This window comes from Shewanella electrica (assembly GCF_022321485.1).
Classification (GTDB): Bacteria; Pseudomonadota; Gammaproteobacteria; order Enterobacterales; family Shewanellaceae; genus Shewanella; species Shewanella electrica.
Map to the genome: position 1 here is coordinate 69,782 of NZ_JAKOGG010000012.1, position 16,448 is coordinate 86,229.

A 16,448-nucleotide genomic window follows, 5' to 3' on the forward strand; every position below is an offset into this window, starting at 1 on the left:
AGACCCCGTGTTCATGATTCATGAACAACTCTCCAGCGTGAACAGATGATGCTCACCATGACTGCCGTTGCCACAAAAAAACGCCAGTGTGGCACTGGCGTTTGTTAGGTAATAAAGGCAGCGACTACTTACTTCGCGTCAAAGCCGATGTCTTTGATATCAACTTTGGTCACTTCGCCATATTTGGCGGCAATCGGCGCGATTTCGGCGGCGTTACCAATCAACACAAACTGCAGTTTATCTTTAGGGAAATATTGATTGATCAATCGCTGAGTATCGGCCACGGTCAAACCATCCACCCGCTTTTGGAAGTCGTTGATGTACGAGGCATCAAAACCATACAGATACATGTCGGACAACAGACCAGCCAAATCACCGCTGGTTTCATATTTTGGCGGGAATTGACCTTTCACATAGGCTTTGGCTGAAGCGAGCGTAGCGGCATCGATACCTTGCTCCCATAAACGGTGATAAGTTTTCAACGCCAAATCAACCGCTTGCTCGGTGGTTGACACCTTAGTAAAGGTGCTGATTTGGAACAAACCGGCCTCTTTATAGCTGATGAAACCGGAGCGTGCTCCGTAGGTTAAGCCACTATTAACGCGTAACTCATCATTGAGCCATGAGGTAAAACGGCCGCCCAGAATGGTGTTCACGACATTGAGTTCCACCAAATCGGGATTACTGCGTTTTACGCCCAAACCACCAATCAAGAAGGTGGTTTCAATGGCGTCAGACTTATCCACCAGCAATACGCGGTTCTTCGCTGGCGCAAACACTGGTTTCATCGGCGCGGCGCTGGCCCCCAAGGCATCACCTTGCCATTGACCAAACAGTTGCGTCAGCTTTTGCTTCATCTGCGCCACATCAAAATCACCGACCACCGCAATAGCGGTGTTGTTTGGTTGATAGTTTTGCAGATGGAAGGCTTTTAACTGGTCCACATCGATATTGGCAACTGAGCTGCTATCAGCAGCATTACCGTATGGATTGTCGCCAAACAGTTGTTTCGCAAAGTAGCGAGCAATCACGGATTTAGGGCTTTCTTTCGCTTGTGACAGCTGCGCAATCGTGCGCTGTTTTAGCTTGTCATATTCGGCAGCGTCATAGTTAGGACGCAGCAATACATCGGCCAAAACCCCCAGCATGACATCGGCATCTTTTGCCATAAAGTCAGCGGTAAAGTAGCTGCCATCTTCTCCGGCATCAGCATTAATACTGGCACCGAGGGCATCCACTTGTTGCTCTAGCTGTTGTTTGCTTTTGCCGCCTGCACCGAGCAAGGCTGCTTGTGCGGTTAACTCGGCAGTACCAGCAATGCTGTCATCAATGGAGCCAGCTTTTACCACGGCTTGCACATTGATCAACGGCACTTCGCGCTGCGGCATTAACATTAAGGTTAACCCGTTGTCGAGGGTGACGGTTTCATAACTTGGCAGCACAAATTTACCGGTATCTTGCGAGACCACCACGGACGCTGCCGATTCTGGCGTTGATTGGCAGCCAGCCAAACCCATGATGGCGGCAATGGTTAGCGCGACGGCTTTGAGGGAAACACGGCGACTCATTGATCAGACTCCTCTTCGGCGGCTAACACACCAACGGTACGGTTGGCGCGCTGCAGATAGGTTTTAGCAACACGTTGAACATCAGCAACCGTTACTTGGTCATAGGCTTTCGGCGCATCAAACAGTTTTTGATAACTGCCAAAGAACAATTCATAGGTGCCGACAGTATCTGCCTTACCATTGATGGTTTCCATGGTGCGGTAGAATCCCATCAGCTTGATATTTTTCGCTGTATCGAGTTCTTGTTGCGTCACGCCATCGGTAGCGATCTTATCCACTTGCGCGATCAGCGCTTGCTCGAGTGTTTTAGCACTCACGCCCGGTGCTGCAACGCCAAGGACGTACAACAAATTCGGATCGAACGCCATCGGCATGTAAGTTTCCGCACCGAGGGCAATCTGCTGATCCACCAAGGCTTGCGACAAGCGCGAGCTATTACCGTCGCTCAGGATTGAGGTCAGTAGATCCAGCGCGTAGTAATCAGGGTCTTTGGTGGCAGGGACGTGGTAAGCCAACATCACGTTAGGCGTACTGGCCGACTCTTTTTTCACAAAAATGCGGCGTTCACCTTTTTGTGGCGGTTCCACGGTGCGAATGGCCGCTGGCGGCGCTTGCGCTGGGATCGGTGCAAAATATTTATCGGCCAGCTGTTTCACTTGCGCTTCAGTCACATCACCAGCAATCACCACGACCGCGTTGTTCGGCGCGTAGTAGGTTTTGTGATAGTTAACTAAGTCTTGCTGGGTCCATGCTTGAATATCTGACTCATGACCAATCACCGACCAGCTGTATGGATGCGCTAAAAACGCCACGCCTTTTACTTGCTGCTGCAACGCACTCCAGTTGGAGTTTTCCAGCCCGGTGGTACGTTCTGACGCGACCACGTTGCGCTCGCTGGCCACCATTTTCGGATCGATATCGAGATGAGCGATACGGTCGGCTTCCAGATCAAAAATGGTTTCCAAGGCATTGGAGGGGAACCAATCGGTATACACAGTCACGTTTTCGGTGGTGTAGGCGTTGTTGGCGCCACCAGCGGCTTCCATGGTGCGGTCAAACATTTTCGGGCCATATTTTTTGGAGCCGTTGAACATCATATGTTCAAAGAAATGCGAGATGCCGGTAATACCAGGATGTTCGTTACGTGACCCCACCTTCCAAAACAGATACATGTTGGCATTGGGGATAGAGCTATCAGGCAACACCATGATTTTCATGCCGTTGTCTAAAGTGAAGCTTTTGATGTCGCTAGCATCAGTGGCACTCGCTGCCATCGGGCCTGCGAGCGCTGCGGCCGCAAGCAGTGCGATCAGCGTCTTCTTCATAAGGGCGTTCCTTTCTCGGAGCATGGAGATGAATAAAAACGCCTTATCTTGGTGGCTTGTCACGCTTTAGGCAACTGTTTCGCAGCAACGTTTGTTCACTATTTTGTAACGTTGCTTGTTTTGGCGCGGCATGGCTGAAGCGGCGCGACACCTTTGACGCTGCACCGCTATGGTTAATCTTCCGTCTTACGTTTGATGATTTTCATCTTGGGCTTATCCATCTGCTGCTGTTTGCCAGCCGCATCTTGCGCTTCTTGTAGATATTTGGCTTCTCGTTGTTTGCGCTCATTAAATTGTTGCTGTGCTTTGGCTTGCTCGGCCGCTTGCCACGGATTGCCCGTTTGTTACTGTAACAGCGCTTGTGCACGACTTTGAGTGTCACTGGCGGCCGCCTTGGCTTGTTCAAGTTGCAGCACCTCGGTTTTATGCGCTTGCTGTTGCGCCTTGCTACTGGCCTGCTGACCGAGCTGTTTCAACTCATCAGCCAAGCTCATTTGACTGAGCCAAATCAGCGTTAATCCCACCATAAATTTGTTTATCATCTCAGCGTTGTGCTCCGTTTGGCCGTGCAGTCTTACCCGCATTGTCACTGATATTGTGCAGCCATTAGTCAATAATGGTGAATTATCTTAATAAATCTCACATTTTTTTGGCTTTAGACATAAATTTGACTATTTTTTGCTACTCATAAAATAACCATTAGCATTACAATTATAGCCTTTGGGCTAATGCTGCATAATTGCGGCCAAATCGGATACTCGGATGATCCACTGGAACAACGTTGTAAAACAGCTGCAATGTGATGCAGTCGTGCAACCTGAGCTTGCACAATGGCAAGCCGCGCCAAATGATGAACCGCTGGCGTTGTTCAGTGATCTGGTATTTGTTGCTGCTAACCCAGCAGCATTGCAATATTTTTCCTGCGTGCATAACGAAATTATCAACACGGCGCTGTATGATTTTTCACCACGCCTGCAACTCAACGGCCAAAACAGTATTGAGCAAGCGCGTAAGTTGTTTGCCGCCGCCCACGAGCAACCGCAAGTGCAGGAATGGCTCCACTTGAATCGCGATGGTGTGGAGCTACCCACCAAGCTATTTCTTTATCCCGTTGATTACGATGGCAAAGCCATGACCATGGTGCGCTTTGAGCCCATGAACCGTCGCTCGCGGCCACGCACTGAAAAACGTAACGAATTTGAAGCGGTGCCTCGCAGTGTCTTGGCTGGCATTCTAGAAGAGAGTGCCGAAGCGGTGCTGCTGTCCGATGAGCAACAGACCATTCTCGTGGTCAATAAAGCGCTATGTCGTTTGACTGGCTACAGCCCCGCCCAATTAGTTGGCGAGCCCGTCCATACCTTGGATGTGGTAGGCGATATCCATATCAAAGAGTGCCGACTGGCGCTGCAAGAACGTGATTTTTGGCAGGGTGAAGTATTACGCCGTCGTGTGGATGGCAAGCAGTTCCCTGCATGGCAAAACAGCCGCCGTATTACCGCTGAAGATGGCTGCACTTATTTGGTGACGGTGTTTAGCGATATTAGCGACCGCAAACAGTTAGAAGCTCGGCTGACCACTCAAGCCATGTACGACTCACTCACCGGTTTGCCTAATCGTCGTCATATGAAGAAACTGCTGGCCGCCGCCTTGACGGAGAGCCAACAACGCACCGACGCGCCATTAGGGGCGCTGATGTTTATGGATCTTAACGGCTTTAAGCACATTAACGACTGCTTCGGTCACTCGATGGGCGACATGATCCTGCAACTGGTGGCGGCACGCTTAGAAGCTGGATGTATTGAAAAAGCCGACATCGCGCGCATGGGCGGGGATGAATTTACGCTGATCATTACCGACTGCCACAATAAAGATGAAGTGTTGCAGTTTGCCCATAAGATCATCGAGCTGTTTGATACGCCGTTTGAGCTGCAAGGACAGAAATTTTATCTCGGCGCCAGTATCGGGATTGGCCTATTCCAACACGAAACCATTTCCGCCTCACTGCTGCTGAGCCAAGCCGATACCGCCATGTACAGCGCCAAAAAAAGCGCCGAACATATCATGTTTTACGACAGCAGCATGAGCGAGCAAGCAGAGCACCGTCTCAAGCTGTTAGGCGAGTTACGCCATGCCCAAAACCTTGGGCAATTTAGTCTTTACTATCAACCGATTGTCAAACTGAGTGATGGTGCAGTTGCTGGCGCCGAAGCTTTACTGCGTTGGCAAAAGACGCCGAGTGAGATGTTGGAAGCGAGTGACTTTGTCGCGCTGTTAGAAGAAACCGGACTGATCGTCTCCGTGGGGAATTGGGTGCTCGAGCAAGCCTGCAAACAAGCGGCGGCGTGGCGCGAACAGCACAGCCCTGATTTTGTGATCTCCGTGAATGTGTCACCAATGCAGCTGGAACACTTAGATTTTCCCATGCAAGTGGAGCAGGTCTTGGCGTCAACCCAACTGCCGCCCCAAGCACTGATGTTGGAAATCACCGAATCAGCGCTGTTGATGCACCCACAACAAGCACGCATAACCTTAGCTAAGTTACGCACGATGGGCATTCAGGTGGCGATTGATGACTTTGGCACCGGGTTCTCGTCACTCAGCCGTCTCGGTCACATGCCGATTGACAGCCTTAAGATTGATGGTGAATTTGCCAGAGAGTTGCAACATCAACGTGGTCAGGCGTTGTGCCAAGCCATTATTCAATTAAGCCAAGCACTTGGGCTGCATTTTGTCGCCGAGGGCATCGAAACCATGCAACAAAAAGAACAGCTACTGGCGATGGGCGATGGCCTAGCGCAGGGCTTCCTGTTTGGTTATCCGCTACACGCGCAGCAGTTTTCGCTGACCCATTTTCATCCGCATATCATCCAACGGGTCAATTAGTCCACCCGATAACGTTGGCGTACGTTAGTGGGCATACGTGCTAGGCGCGTATCCACTAGCGCTTGCAGTAGCTGCCGCACCGGTTGCACATCCAAATCGGGTTGTAACTGTTGCAAAGCTAACGCCGCCGCTTCCAATGTCGATAAGCTATCGCTGCGTTTGGCTTTACGAATGCAGTAAGCACTGTCATTTTCCACCGCCAAACTGATCCGTGGTAATGCTAATAACCATGGATTTAAGCACAACATGCGATACACCTTGCGCCAAGTGCCATCCAACAGCACCAAGGTGCGTGGTGCGGGTGCCGATGTTGACGCACTCGCGGCCGCCTCTGACTCCGGATAGACCAACATCGCATTACCAAGCTGCTGCAACTGCTGGCGGATCTCGGCAAAATCTGCCGCTGACTCGCCCACCACCACTTGGGTTTCGGGTACCGCCAATTGCAACAAACGCACACTATTTTTAGTGTGCGTCACTTCGCTTGGGTGTTGCAGCACCACCACTTGATGCTGCGGATAGATCGGCGCAACTGCGGCACATAAACAAGCGGATAACGGGTAATGGCAGGAGGAACAATAGGCACGTTGGGTCATAGCAGTCGATAATTCGTCGTTTTGTGAGCAAGACAGCAACCGATAGTGTAAAGCATGCTGAGGTTAATACTTCTTTAAGATAGCGCGACCATAATTATTGACCAAGCTAATGTATTAGTGGGGTACGCATGCAACGTTATTTTTCTCGACACAGCCAACCATCTTTATGGACGTATGCTGTGGGTCTCGCTTTCAGCATGCTGTTTCTCGGTACCTTGATTGTTGCTTTGCCCATCATGTTGTTATTGGCGGTAATATTGCTGCTGGCATCTGGGGTGATTGGCCGTAAACGCATCGGCGCGATTATCAGCCAATTGTGGCAACAGAAGCGCACCCGCTATCGCCGTGATATTTACGACGACAGCCCGCATGTTGAACGCGAGTCACGCCGCCCATCTCACGGCCGCGTGTTTGAACATCACGAATAGATAAATGGCGGGTTTTCCCGCCATTTATCGTTAATCCAGCGCGGCACACGTCTGCGCCCGCTTCGGCCAACGCAACCGCGGCAGCATTAAGCCCACCAGCACCACCACCATGCCCAACAACTGCAGACCGGTGATCGCTTGCCCCATCGCCAGCGAGGTCAGCACCGCAAAAATCGGCACCAGATTGAAGAACACCGCCGCATTGGCCGAGCCCAGTTTACTGATACCGTTAAGCCACAACAGATAACCCGCCACCGTACCAAACAAACCGATGTACATAATTTCGCTAAAAGCAATGCCTGAACTTTGCCACAGCTCGTGCCACGGCTGCACTTCCGGTGAGACTAAACACATCGCGCCGATCACTAGCGCCCCGCAGACCATGCCAATAAAGGTGTACGGCAATACCGGCAACCAACGGCTGATGCCTTGGCTGCAATAGGTATAAAAACTCCACGCCAACATGCCGCCAAACACTAATTTATCGCCATGGTTGAGCTGTAGTTGCAGTAAATTCGCCAGTTGGCCGTTGCTGATCACCAACAGCACGCCGGTGAGGCTGACCAACACACTCATCCCTTGCGCCATGGACGGCAAACTGCGCTGCACCACGCACGCAATCAGCGCGGTGGTTAATGGGCTCAGCGCCATGATCAACGCGCCATTGGTTGAGCTGGTGTAACTTAAGCCGGTAAATAGCCCAAGGTTGAGGCCACCAACCCCCACGGCGCTGACCACAATGACCCAACTCCATTGCCACCAATTTAGCTGTGGTATGCCGCTGCGGCGTATTTTCAGGTACAACGCCAAGCAGAGTGCAGCAATCACAAAGCGCCACAGCACCAACGTCAGCGCGTGTACTTCAGTTAAGGCGTGTTTACCGATTGGAAAACTGCTGCCCCAAAAGAAGGTACACAGCACCAATAGCAACACGGCATTGAGCAGAGAATGGGTTTTCATCTGGATTTCACCAAGCTTGTCAAAACAGTTGGGCTAGTGTATTGATTTCAAATATTAGAGAAATAGGCAAAAATAAGACGTCAGATTCCATATATGAAACCTAATTATTCTTTGGACGATTTACGCTGCTTTTGTACTGTGGCTCGTTTGGGCAGTTTTACCGCCGCCGCGACGCAATTAGCGATGCCGTTATCCACCCTGAGCCGCCGTATTCGCCAGTTGGAAAGCGACTTACAACTGCGTTTACTCAACCGCGATGCCCATCGGGTGATGCTCACCAGCACCGGCGAGCAATACTTCCAACGCAGCAGCGCATTATTTGAAGAGCTAGCCGATATCGACGAAGACCTGCATCGTGATAAACAGCGCCCTTGTGGCAAAATCCGCATCTCGGCGCCCATCAATGCGGGCAACACCTTGCTGCGTGATCTGTTTTATGACTTTATGCAGCAACAACCTGACATTCAGCTCGACCTGCATTTTTCCAACTCATTGATCGATATTGAGGCCGAGGGTATGGATCTGGTGTTCCGCGTCGGCAGTCCGATTGTCGAAAACTGGATCGCGCGGCCGCTCAAGCCACTGCACTTTATTGTGTGCGCGCCCAAAGAGCATGACATTAGCAACATCACCACCCCTGAACAGCTTTGCGGCCATCCCGTCGTGCTGTGTCGGCCAATGATCCCGTGGCAGTTACAACATAAAATCACCGAGCAAGCATTTGATTTTCAACCACAAAAAATGGTGCGATTAGAGATAGACGAGATCGGCATGTTAAGCCATGCGGTCAAAGGCGGGTTAGGGATTGGCTATCTGCCCGATTATTTTGCCTTGCCGATGATTGCTCGGGGTGAGTTGCAACATGTACTGCCCGAGTGGCGCAGTAGGACGAGAATGTTATTTATGTTGTATCGCGACCGCGATCATCTGCCGCTACGGGTAAGATTATTGATTGAATTTATGTTGCAGCGTTTTCAGCAGCCGACTGCGGATTAGTCGGCCAACAGTTCCAGTGCACGTTGCAGTGATTTTTGCTCTGCGGCATCCGTGCTTAATTGCAGTACCCGTGCGGTTTGCTGCTGTAGCGAGGCGATTAACGGTAGCACCACCGCTTGTTCATCACTCGAACCACGGCTACGGGCCATATTGAGCCACGCTGCAGCCTCAACCACATCAATGCGGCCAAAGCTGCCATCGGTCAGCGCTATCGCCAGTTCAATCATCGCCATCACTCGCTGTTCATAACGGATGGCAAGCCGCAGATACTGTTCTGCTTGGCTCAAATCGCTACCAAATGACGGCTCGTCGTTGAGCATGTGCTGCGCCCGCGCCAACATGGCATCAATCTGCCCTTGCTCAGCGGCTTCTGCTAACCATTGCTCGCTGGCAACCACATCGGCGTCACAGCCTTCACCGCGTGCCAGCATCAGCGACAGATGATATTGCGCGTGTGGATAGCCACTTTTGGCGGCATGACTAATCCAATGAAACGCCTCAGTAAACTGCTGCTGTTGATAATACAGCACCCCGAGATTCGCCATCGCTTCGCTCTGCTCAGCATTCGCCGCCAGTTGCAGGTAATGCTGCGCTTGGGCCAGATCCACGCTAAAGCAGTGGCTACCCACCATGTAGAAGTAACCCAGCAGCGCCATGGCATCCACCTGCTGCTGTGTGGCCGCTTCGGCAATTAACGGCTCCCCCACCTCAGGTTGTGGCGCGGCAGTGTAACCATGCAGCAGTGCCACCCCATGTTCATACAAAGCATTGATATTGTGCTCGGCGGCTAAGCCAAACCAATAAGCCGCTTTGGCTAGCAGCAGTGCAGCCACAGACTCCGCCCTGTGGGCGTCATCATGCTCAGCTTGCGCGGTTAATGCGCGGTTTTTAAAGGCCATGCCCAGCAGATATTGGGCTTCGGCATCATCTTGCATCACCGCGCGATAACACAGCTCACGGCCATCTAGCTCGCGATTATCGGCCACCTCGTACGCCGGAGGCTCCTGCTGGAGCAAGCGCGGATACAGTAACTCCACCATGCTTAGCAATGACTGCAACGCTTTGTCGGCCAGCTTGAGCAACTCGTGGTGAGACAGATGATATTTTTCCGGATGGGCGCCGCGGTTACCATCGGCGCGTAAGCGATGCAGTGCGCGGGTGACGCGCACATCGATCAACCGTTGGCGGTTGAGTTGTTCAATCCGCTCGTACAGATTGGGGCTGTCAAAGCTCAGTTGCGCTTGTTCAGCTAGCAAACCGGTTAGACGATGGGCAAAGCTACGCACATGCAGTAGCGCCTGCGTTGGCACCTCATGCACATAGCGTTTGGCGCTACGGTATTCTTCGCCAAGCGCTGGCGATAGCGCCGCCACAAATGCCACATCATCCAGCATAGTGAGCTTCCTAAGTGATTAGGCGATCTGCCGATGGACGCGGTACAGCCTAAACAGCGCCACATTGACGTATAAACTGGCAAAGCCGATCGCGGTTTTTAGCACTAAATTGAGCATATCTGGTGCTTCTGGCAGCAGTTGCGCTAGTGCCGATTCCACCATCATAAATGGCAAGTAACACAGTAGCACCAACATGGTTTTGCCGGTAAAACCTTGTGAAAACATAAAGCTTTCGCGAATAGCCTGCATCGGTGACAGATGTTCCACCACCAGCATAAAGTTAACGTAGGATAAGCGCGCCAACAAATAGAGGCTCATGCCTAAGCCGACCACCAGCAACGGCCCAAAACTGGCTAATATCAGTGTTGGCGCAGCAATCGCCATCCCCGACAACACGCCCGCCAGCAACAAACCAGGAATAAATGACAAGCTATTTTTCAACACCTGCCACGGCGATGGATCATGCCCACGGCTTCTCAGCTCCATAAACAGGGTCAGCGCGGCAATCAACAAGGTGAACAGCAATAAAATAGTCAGTACCGCGGCAATCTGTGTGCCGCTAAATTCGGGCGCTTGTTGATCCATCTGCAATACGGTTTCGCCTAACCAGAGTTGTAGCGCCAACTCAATAATCAAAATTGGCAGAGTTAACATTGCAAGTTGTGCGAGGTGATTGCGGAAGAAATAGTACGCTTCGGCAAGGATGGCAGACAAAGGCATGCAGCTTTCCTGAGATGAGTTAATCCAAAAAATTTTCGAGCCCAAGAATACCGAAAAAGCCCAGCCAATGCACCGCACAATTCGCCGGTTACCGCGCGCTATCAGTAAATTCGTGCATCCTTGAGTCGTTTATGTCTAGAATGTTAGCGATTTCTAGTTGAAGGAGTTTTATACATGAAAGCCTCGTTACTGATTGTCGCTGCGTTATCTCTTCCCATGGCGGCAAATGCCAGTCTGTTTGATAACATCTCCTCGAAGCTGGCACAAAAACCAGCAGCCAGCCAACCCTCAACCACCGAAGCATCCAGTGATTTGGTGAGCAGCGTGATGTCGCAGCTCAATCTCAATCAAAACCAAGCCGAAGGCGGCCTTGGCAGCTTATTAACTATGGCACAGTCCAGCCTCAGTAGTAGCGATTTCAGCCAGATCAGCAGTGCCATCCCCAATGCCAGCAGTCTGCTTGCTGCCGCGCCGAGTGTGGATAACAAATCGGGTTTGAGTGGTCTGTTATCAAAGGCTGGCAATGTTGGTAGCTCGCTGCAAGGCAGTGCCATGGTGTATGACGCCTTTGAGAAGTTAGGCATTTCCAAAGAGATGATCGCGCCAATGGTCGACATTTTGAAAAACTACCTGCAAAGCCAAGGTGGCACAGGTACCGCATCGCTGTTAACCCAAGGTTTAGGCGCCCTGCTGTAATATTAGGGAACTCCTTCAGGCAATTTAGCCTCTAACTTCTCACCAACTCAGCGATGGAGTCATCACTATGATCGCCAAGTTAAAACAGTTTTTAAGTGAGCTGCAAGAGACGCCAAATCCCGAGCAACAAGCACATCAGCTGCGTTTAGCCGCTGCTTGTATGTTATTGGAAGTGGTCTTTGCCGATGAGGAGATGTCGGCTGACGAAGCATCAATGTTACCCACTCTGCTAGCGCAAACCTTAGACATTGATAGCACTGAAGCTCAGGCGTTGATCGAAGAAGCCAAACAGCGCGGTAGTGCGGCAACCTCGCTGTTTGAATTTACCTCGGTGATTAACGATAACTTTTCCATTGAGCAGAAACAGCAACTGGTATTGGCTATGTGGCAGATTGCTTATGCTGATGGGCACCTGTGCCAGTATGAAGATCAGATCATCCGCCGCTGCGCCGATCTGCTGTATCTCAAACATTCAGAGCTGATCCAACTGCGTAATAAGGCGATGGCTTAATTGCCTCGCCTCATCACTCGCCTGCCACTTAGGCCAGATGGTGCGCCATCTCTGCGCCAGAGCCGACTAAACCTTCCAGTTTCTTCGCCAAACCATCCATCTGCAGGTGAATGCCCTGCTTATCGGTTTCGAGGCTGAGCCAACTGGTTAACTCATCGACGGGATGCTTGTCCCACTCGTCGAGTAAGTGTTTAGCTAAAAACAGCATTTTAGCGTAGCCAGAGGCTGGATTAGCGGCTTTAGGATCATCTTGATAGCGCAAGCCAGCGATTAGCTCAGGAGAAAAATGCCACTCGCTGGCTAAGGTGGCCGCCACTTCGGCGGGCGTGTCGCCAATCAAGTGTAAACACAGTTTGTTTAAGTCCGCCCCTTGTTGCACCGCAGCCTGCACTTGTTGCCACTTAGCAGGTTCTAACAGCGCTAACAGCAAATCACCGATATTGTGCAGTAAGCCACTAGTGAAGGCGGTATCGGCACGTAAGCCCGCGCGCTTCGCCAATTCCTTGCTGAAGAACGCCACCTCAAAACTGCGGCCCCAAAACTCGATAGGATTGATGCCGGGCGCCACTTGAATCGCTGAGGTGATGGCCGAGGCTAGCACTAAGATCCGTAATGGCTGCTGACCTAAGCGAATCACCGCTTCATCAATAGAGCCGATTTCACGACTGCGGCCAAACTTGGCGGAGTTAGCCATACGCAACACTTTGGCGCTGATCAAGGCATCATGGGAAACCTTTTCGGCCAGCAGATCCATATCAGCGTTATCGTCATTGACAATATCGAGCAGTTCACTGATAGCTTTAGGTAAGCGCGGTAGCTGTTCAATTCGACTGGTAAGCTGAGCATTTCCCATAGTGATCTCCTTTATCAACTTGAGAGATTAACTATAGGTCAGCTTGTACAACTGCGCGGCCAACGCACAAAATAAAAGCCACGCGAGGTGGCTTTTAGCATCACAGCAGCGTTGGCTGCGGCGCATGGCGTTGTTTTACCCGCAGTTGATACCACAACAGCGGCAGTAACAACAGTAATAGCAAGATGGCGTAGATCATCGCGCCACCCAAGGCGATGCCAAACAGCAGGCACAGCACGCTACTGACTAACGCTAAGCCGCGTGCGTTTGGCAGCAACTTAAACGCTGCCAACATCGACAGCAGATAGATGATCACAAACACGCCATTGGCCCAAGAGATCAGTTGGTCTAAGCGCACTTCCGCCAAGTAGTTAACCACAATCACTACCGCCATCACCGATAACACCGTGCCCAACGCCCGCACTGGCACACCGGCACGGTTACGCGGGGTAAACCACGCGGGCAAAATGCCCTGCTCGCTGAAGCTGCACAATAACCGCGCCACGCTGGCACAATAAACGTTAACCGTTGCCATGCCAGAAGCGATGCCCAGCAGACCAATCACCCAAGCGCCATAACCGCCCATCAATTGGTTAAACGCGCCAATCATCGCCAACGGCTGCTGATTATCAAAGCGCAGTAACAACCAGCTACAGCCGAGATAAATCACGCCCACCAACACGGTGCCGGTCATCATCGCCGGTACCATATCTTGCTTTGGCCGCCGGAAATCGCCGGAGAGGTGGGTCATCGCTTCAATGCCCAAGAAACTCCAAAAAGCGATGCCTAACGCCGTCAGCGTAGTATCAAGTCCCATATTCGGTAACGTTTCGGTTGGCGCTGGCGGTGGCTGAATCACCCCCATAACGCACAAAGCCAACACCACTAAGATCATCCCGAGGGTCAATGCCAACTGCGCTTTGGCGGAAATCTGAATGCCACGCAGGTTAATCACCATCAGCAGCACTAATACTGCCAGCTCGCAACCCAGCATTTTGGTGCCCGCAATCGGCACTAGCGCATTAACAAACTGCATGGTCATCAACACGGCAGCGGGCGCGCCGATGGGCACAATCAACAAGAAACTCAAGCCAACCGCTCGGCCCAGCACGCGGCCAAATGCTTGCTCAACAAAATAGGCGGGGCCTGCAGCATGAGAAAACTGGCTGCCTAACCGCGCAAACACTAACGCGATAGGAATAATCGCTAATGTGAGTAGCCCCCATGCGAGCAACGCGCCGACACCCGCAATTTCAATGGTCATCTGCGGTAAAATAAATACCCCAGTGCCGAGTAAGGTTGTCGCCATCAGCCCCGCGCCCTGCCAGCGACCGATTGTTCCTGAAGAGTGATTCATCTGCTACATTAATGCGCTCAAAACATAGCGGCATTATAACGGTTTCAGTTGGGGCAATCTGTACCCATTGGCCGTGATTATTGCGCTTTTCGCCGACGAATCGTCGGCAACACCGCCTATTTATCGGATCGTTAACGCATGGATAAGTTCGATCAAGCCATCATTGCCGCGTTGCGCCAAAATGCACGCATGAGTGTTTCCGCCATTGCCGAGCAGATCAATCTGTCGCGTAGCGCCGTGTCGGAGCGGTTGAAAAAACTGGAGCAAACCAAGGTCATTCGCGGCTATCAAGTGCTGACCAGCGAAGCGGAGAAACAAGCCGTGAGCGCCTATTTTGAGGTGCATCATCAAGCCAAAAGTTGTGCGGAGTTAGTGGACTTTTTTCGCGCAATTCCCGAGATCATTACCTGCCACGGTATTTCGGGCGACATGGATCTGCTGATTTACGTCAACGTGCCGACCATGCAGCGGCTGCACAAGGTGCGTGAGGCGATTGATGCGCACCCCGCGGTGAGTAAAATCAAAACGCATGTGGTGATGAGTGAGTGGATTAATAACTTGCCGGTGCAGGCTTAAACAACACCGGCAAGTCAAAACAGGTGCGCCGCTCGGTGCGCACCTATTTAAGCCAGCTTAGAAGGTGAGATCGCCACGAATCGCCGCCACCCACACATCAGCGTTGGCCGAAGTGCCGCCCGGATTACCGAGGAACTGCACTTCAGGGTGCAGCTTGAAGTATGGCGTGACCTGCATAGTGTAATACGCGGTTACGCCCCACTCATCATTTTGCACATCAACTAACTGACCATTGCGGATCTGCAAACGTGCACCATCAGCTAGACGCTGACTCACGTGTAGGTAATGCGCCGCAACACCTAAATTGTCATCGTCACGGCCATCGAACAGCCCTTTGTAGCTCAAGCCAACAATCAATGAACGATCCACCGTGGTCATGTCACGGTCGTTGAAGGTCCCCATAGAGAACACACTCAGGCCTTGATCTGAACCGTCTTCAGTGGTCAGTTGCTGATCTACCACAAAGTAACCGCCATTGCGGCTGTGGTTACGCTTTGCTTCGCCACCATTCAGCGCCAGCGGTTGTCCATCTTGGTTGAAGTACAGGTCATCGCCACCCACGTTGTCATGCCAGAAGCCCAACTTGTAAGTACCAGGCAGGTTGTTGATGGTTGGGTTCCAACCTAACTCAACTGGCAAAGTCACACCTTGGGTGCCCGAGGCATTGAGGAAGTTCAACCGTTGGCCGTGCGACAACCAATTAGGGTTCATCTGAATGGCACCGACACGCAGATACCATTCGTCGTTGAACTGGTAATTCACCACGGCCGCCCAAGGCGCAATCGGGAAGTTATAAATGGTGCTGTTGAAGTTACCCGGCTGCGAGCTACAACCGCCGAGGTACGCCATCTCACAACGGAATGCCGCAAATTGGCTGCTAAAGCCCATACGCCCCAGTTTGATATCTAACTTGTCGTCAAACAGTTTTTGCTGGTAGTAAAACGCCGAGATACGCGTAGTACGGCCACGGCCGTAGACTTCGAGTGATTGCAGCAATTGGCCCGTTTCAGCTTTGGTTGCCAAGTTGTCACTTTGACCACCACGGTTAACAAACTGCACATGGAAGCTCGAACCTTGCCAGTCAAACAGCTTTTCGAGGTCGGTATCTACCCCAAAAATAGTTTGGTCTGCGTAGCTGTATTGGTGCTCTGATTGACCGCCTTTAACGTTGGTGCCCGTTTCAAAGATGTACATCAATTGCAGGTCGATGCCTTTATCGTGTAACTGACTGCGTACACCGCCTAAATCGCCTGTCAGGTAGTCATCCGCATTAAAAGGTTCGGCCTGCGCCGTAAATAAGCTGCTGCCAAGACACAATGCGCCCGCAGCGGTGATGATCGATTTTAAATACATTATGGGTTCTGCTGCCAACTTCCCTACAACCCGCAAAAATGTTGTAAAGGTGGCATACATCCTATTATTGAGTGATTTTACAGTCGCGTTAGATTTTTACAGTCGCTGCTTAGGCACCACATTGCTGTGGTACATAAAAGCGTCGAACAAGTACCACATCCATGGAGGTCACTCAATATCAGCAACGGCTTAATAATTAAGCATTAACATGTGAATTTAGCTGAATAGCATC

General features: G+C 51.5%; 16 protein-coding genes. 6 read left to right on the forward strand and 10 right to left on the reverse strand.

What is annotated here, in order from left to right; all coding sequences use genetic code 11:
• Positions 1–128: 128 nt before the first annotated feature.
• The 3 genes from L9G74_RS15005 to L9G74_RS15015 all read right to left on the reverse strand — a co-directional run bounded on the left by L9G74_RS15005 (position 129) and on the right by L9G74_RS15015 (position 3,435).
• Positions 129–1,568: a M16 family metallopeptidase gene (locus tag L9G74_RS15005; RefSeq protein WP_238897234.1), complete on the reverse strand. Its 1,440-nt coding sequence runs from the start codon at positions 1,566–1,568 to the stop codon at positions 129–131.
• Positions 1,565–2,893, reverse strand: coding sequence for a M16 family metallopeptidase (locus L9G74_RS15010; protein ID WP_238897235.1), 1,329 nt, complete (start codon positions 2,891–2,893; stop codon positions 1,565–1,567). The genes L9G74_RS15005 and L9G74_RS15010 overlap by 4 nt, the downstream gene beginning before the upstream one ends.
• A gap of 344 nt (positions 2,894–3,237) precedes the next feature.
• Entirely contained in the window at positions 3,238–3,435 is a 198-nt protein-coding gene (locus tag L9G74_RS15015; protein WP_238897236.1) for a hypothetical protein, read from the reverse strand.
• A gap of 220 nt (positions 3,436–3,655) precedes the next feature.
• Here L9G74_RS15015 and L9G74_RS15020 point away from each other — a divergent pair, with 220 nt between their 5' ends.
• Positions 3,656–5,776, forward strand: a complete 2,121-nt coding sequence (locus L9G74_RS15020; protein WP_238897237.1) for an EAL domain-containing protein — start codon at positions 3,656–3,658, stop codon at positions 5,774–5,776.
• Here L9G74_RS15020 and L9G74_RS15025 read toward each other — a convergent pair.
• Positions 5,773–6,372, reverse strand: a complete 600-nt coding sequence (locus L9G74_RS15025) for a tRNA-uridine aminocarboxypropyltransferase (RefSeq protein ID WP_238897238.1) — start codon at positions 6,370–6,372, stop codon at positions 5,773–5,775. The two genes, L9G74_RS15020 and L9G74_RS15025, sit on opposite strands and share 4 nt — an antisense overlap.
• A 179-nt stretch (positions 6,373–6,551) precedes the next feature.
• Between L9G74_RS15025 and L9G74_RS15030 the strand changes: the two genes are divergently transcribed.
• Positions 6,552–6,800 carry a hypothetical protein gene (locus tag L9G74_RS15030; protein ID WP_238897239.1) on the forward strand — a complete coding sequence of 83 codons (249 nt, stop codon included), beginning with the start codon at positions 6,552–6,554 and terminating at the stop codon, positions 6,798–6,800.
• 30 nt (positions 6,801–6,830) lie between these two features.
• On the opposite strand, the gene L9G74_RS15035 is transcribed toward L9G74_RS15030, so the two are convergent.
• Complete coding sequence (locus tag L9G74_RS15035; protein WP_238897240.1) at positions 6,831–7,760, reverse strand: DMT family transporter; 930 nt, start codon at positions 7,758–7,760, stop codon at positions 6,831–6,833.
• 93 nt (positions 7,761–7,853) lie between these two features.
• Between L9G74_RS15035 and L9G74_RS15040 the strand changes: the two genes are divergently transcribed.
• Positions 7,854–8,756 (forward strand): LysR family transcriptional regulator, encoded by a 903-nt coding sequence (locus L9G74_RS15040; protein ID WP_238897241.1) that lies wholly within the window; start codon positions 7,854–7,856, stop codon positions 8,754–8,756.
• On the opposite strand, the gene L9G74_RS15045 is transcribed toward L9G74_RS15040, so the two are convergent.
• Complete coding sequence (locus tag L9G74_RS15045; RefSeq protein WP_238897242.1) at positions 8,753–10,150, reverse strand: tetratricopeptide repeat protein; 1,398 nt, start codon at positions 10,148–10,150, stop codon at positions 8,753–8,755. The two genes, L9G74_RS15040 and L9G74_RS15045, sit on opposite strands and share 4 nt — an antisense overlap.
• A gap of 18 nt (positions 10,151–10,168) precedes the next feature.
• Positions 10,169–10,870 carry a hypothetical protein gene (locus L9G74_RS15050; protein ID WP_238897243.1) on the reverse strand — a complete coding sequence of 234 codons (702 nt, stop codon included), beginning with the start codon at positions 10,868–10,870 and terminating at the stop codon, positions 10,169–10,171.
• Between the two features lie 174 nt (positions 10,871–11,044).
• On the opposite strand from L9G74_RS15050, the gene L9G74_RS15055 reads away from it, so the two are divergent.
• Both L9G74_RS15055 and L9G74_RS15060 read left to right on the forward strand, forming a co-directional pair.
• Complete coding sequence (locus L9G74_RS15055; protein WP_238897244.1) at positions 11,045–11,566, forward strand: DUF2780 domain-containing protein; 522 nt, start codon at positions 11,045–11,047, stop codon at positions 11,564–11,566.
• Positions 11,567–11,633: 67 nt separating this feature from the next.
• Complete coding sequence (locus L9G74_RS15060; RefSeq protein ID WP_238897245.1) at positions 11,634–12,077, forward strand: tellurite resistance TerB family protein; 444 nt, start codon at positions 11,634–11,636, stop codon at positions 12,075–12,077.
• 28 nt (positions 12,078–12,105) lie between these two features.
• On the opposite strand, the gene L9G74_RS15065 is transcribed toward L9G74_RS15060, so the two are convergent.
• Together L9G74_RS15065 and yjeH are read right to left on the reverse strand one after the other, a co-directional pair.
• Entirely contained in the window at positions 12,106–12,930 is an 825-nt protein-coding gene (locus L9G74_RS15065; protein ID WP_238897246.1) for an HDOD domain-containing protein, read from the reverse strand.
• 100 nt (positions 12,931–13,030) lie between these two features.
• Positions 13,031–14,287, reverse strand: a complete 1,257-nt coding sequence (gene yjeH / locus L9G74_RS15070; protein ID WP_238897247.1) for an L-methionine/branched-chain amino acid transporter — start codon at positions 14,285–14,287, stop codon at positions 13,031–13,033.
• A gap of 138 nt (positions 14,288–14,425) precedes the next feature.
• Here yjeH and L9G74_RS15075 point away from each other — a divergent pair, with 138 nt between their 5' ends.
• On the forward strand, positions 14,426–14,863 hold the full coding sequence (locus L9G74_RS15075) for an Lrp/AsnC family transcriptional regulator (protein ID WP_238897248.1): 438 nt from the start codon (positions 14,426–14,428) through the stop codon (positions 14,861–14,863).
• A 57-nt stretch (positions 14,864–14,920) separates the two neighbouring features.
• On the opposite strand, the gene L9G74_RS15080 is transcribed toward L9G74_RS15075, so the two are convergent.
• Positions 14,921–16,216, reverse strand: a complete 1,296-nt coding sequence (locus L9G74_RS15080) for a carbohydrate porin (RefSeq protein WP_238897249.1) — start codon at positions 16,214–16,216, stop codon at positions 14,921–14,923.
• Positions 16,217–16,448: the final 232 nt, after the last annotated feature.

Bases quoted from the DNA above. Each gene is read 5' to 3' on its own strand.
- L9G74_RS15005 (WP_238897234.1), bottom strand. From the start codon at position 1,568: ATGAGTCGCCGTGTTTCCCTCAAAGCCGTCGCGCTAACCATTGCCGCC.
- L9G74_RS15010 (WP_238897235.1), bottom strand. From the start codon at position 2,893: ATGAAGAAGACGCTGATCGCACTGCTTGCGGCCGCAGCGCTCGCAGGC.
- L9G74_RS15015 (WP_238897236.1), bottom strand. From the start codon at position 3,435: ATGATAAACAAATTTATGGTGGGATTAACGCTGATTTGGCTCAGTCAA.
- L9G74_RS15020 (WP_238897237.1), top strand. From the start codon at position 3,656: ATGATCCACTGGAACAACGTTGTAAAACAGCTGCAATGTGATGCAGTC.
- L9G74_RS15025 (WP_238897238.1), bottom strand. From the start codon at position 6,372: ATGACCCAACGTGCCTATTGTTCCTCCTGCCATTACCCGTTATCCGCT.
- L9G74_RS15035 (WP_238897240.1), bottom strand. From the start codon at position 7,760: ATGAAAACCCATTCTCTGCTCAATGCCGTGTTGCTATTGGTGCTGTGT.
- L9G74_RS15040 (WP_238897241.1), top strand. From the start codon at position 7,854: ATGAAACCTAATTATTCTTTGGACGATTTACGCTGCTTTTGTACTGTG.
- L9G74_RS15045 (WP_238897242.1), bottom strand. From the start codon at position 10,150: ATGCTGGATGATGTGGCATTTGTGGCGGCGCTATCGCCAGCGCTTGGC.
- L9G74_RS15050 (WP_238897243.1), bottom strand. From the start codon at position 10,870: ATGCCTTTGTCTGCCATCCTTGCCGAAGCGTACTATTTCTTCCGCAAT.
- L9G74_RS15055 (WP_238897244.1), top strand. From the start codon at position 11,045: ATGAAAGCCTCGTTACTGATTGTCGCTGCGTTATCTCTTCCCATGGCG.
- L9G74_RS15060 (WP_238897245.1), top strand. From the start codon at position 11,634: ATGATCGCCAAGTTAAAACAGTTTTTAAGTGAGCTGCAAGAGACGCCA.
- L9G74_RS15065 (WP_238897246.1), bottom strand. From the start codon at position 12,930: ATGGGAAATGCTCAGCTTACCAGTCGAATTGAACAGCTACCGCGCTTA.
- yjeH (WP_238897247.1), bottom strand. From the start codon at position 14,287: ATGAATCACTCTTCAGGAACAATCGGTCGCTGGCAGGGCGCGGGGCTG.
- L9G74_RS15075 (WP_238897248.1), top strand. From the start codon at position 14,426: ATGGATAAGTTCGATCAAGCCATCATTGCCGCGTTGCGCCAAAATGCA.
- L9G74_RS15080 (WP_238897249.1), bottom strand. From the start codon at position 16,216: ATGTATTTAAAATCGATCATCACCGCTGCGGGCGCATTGTGTCTTGGC.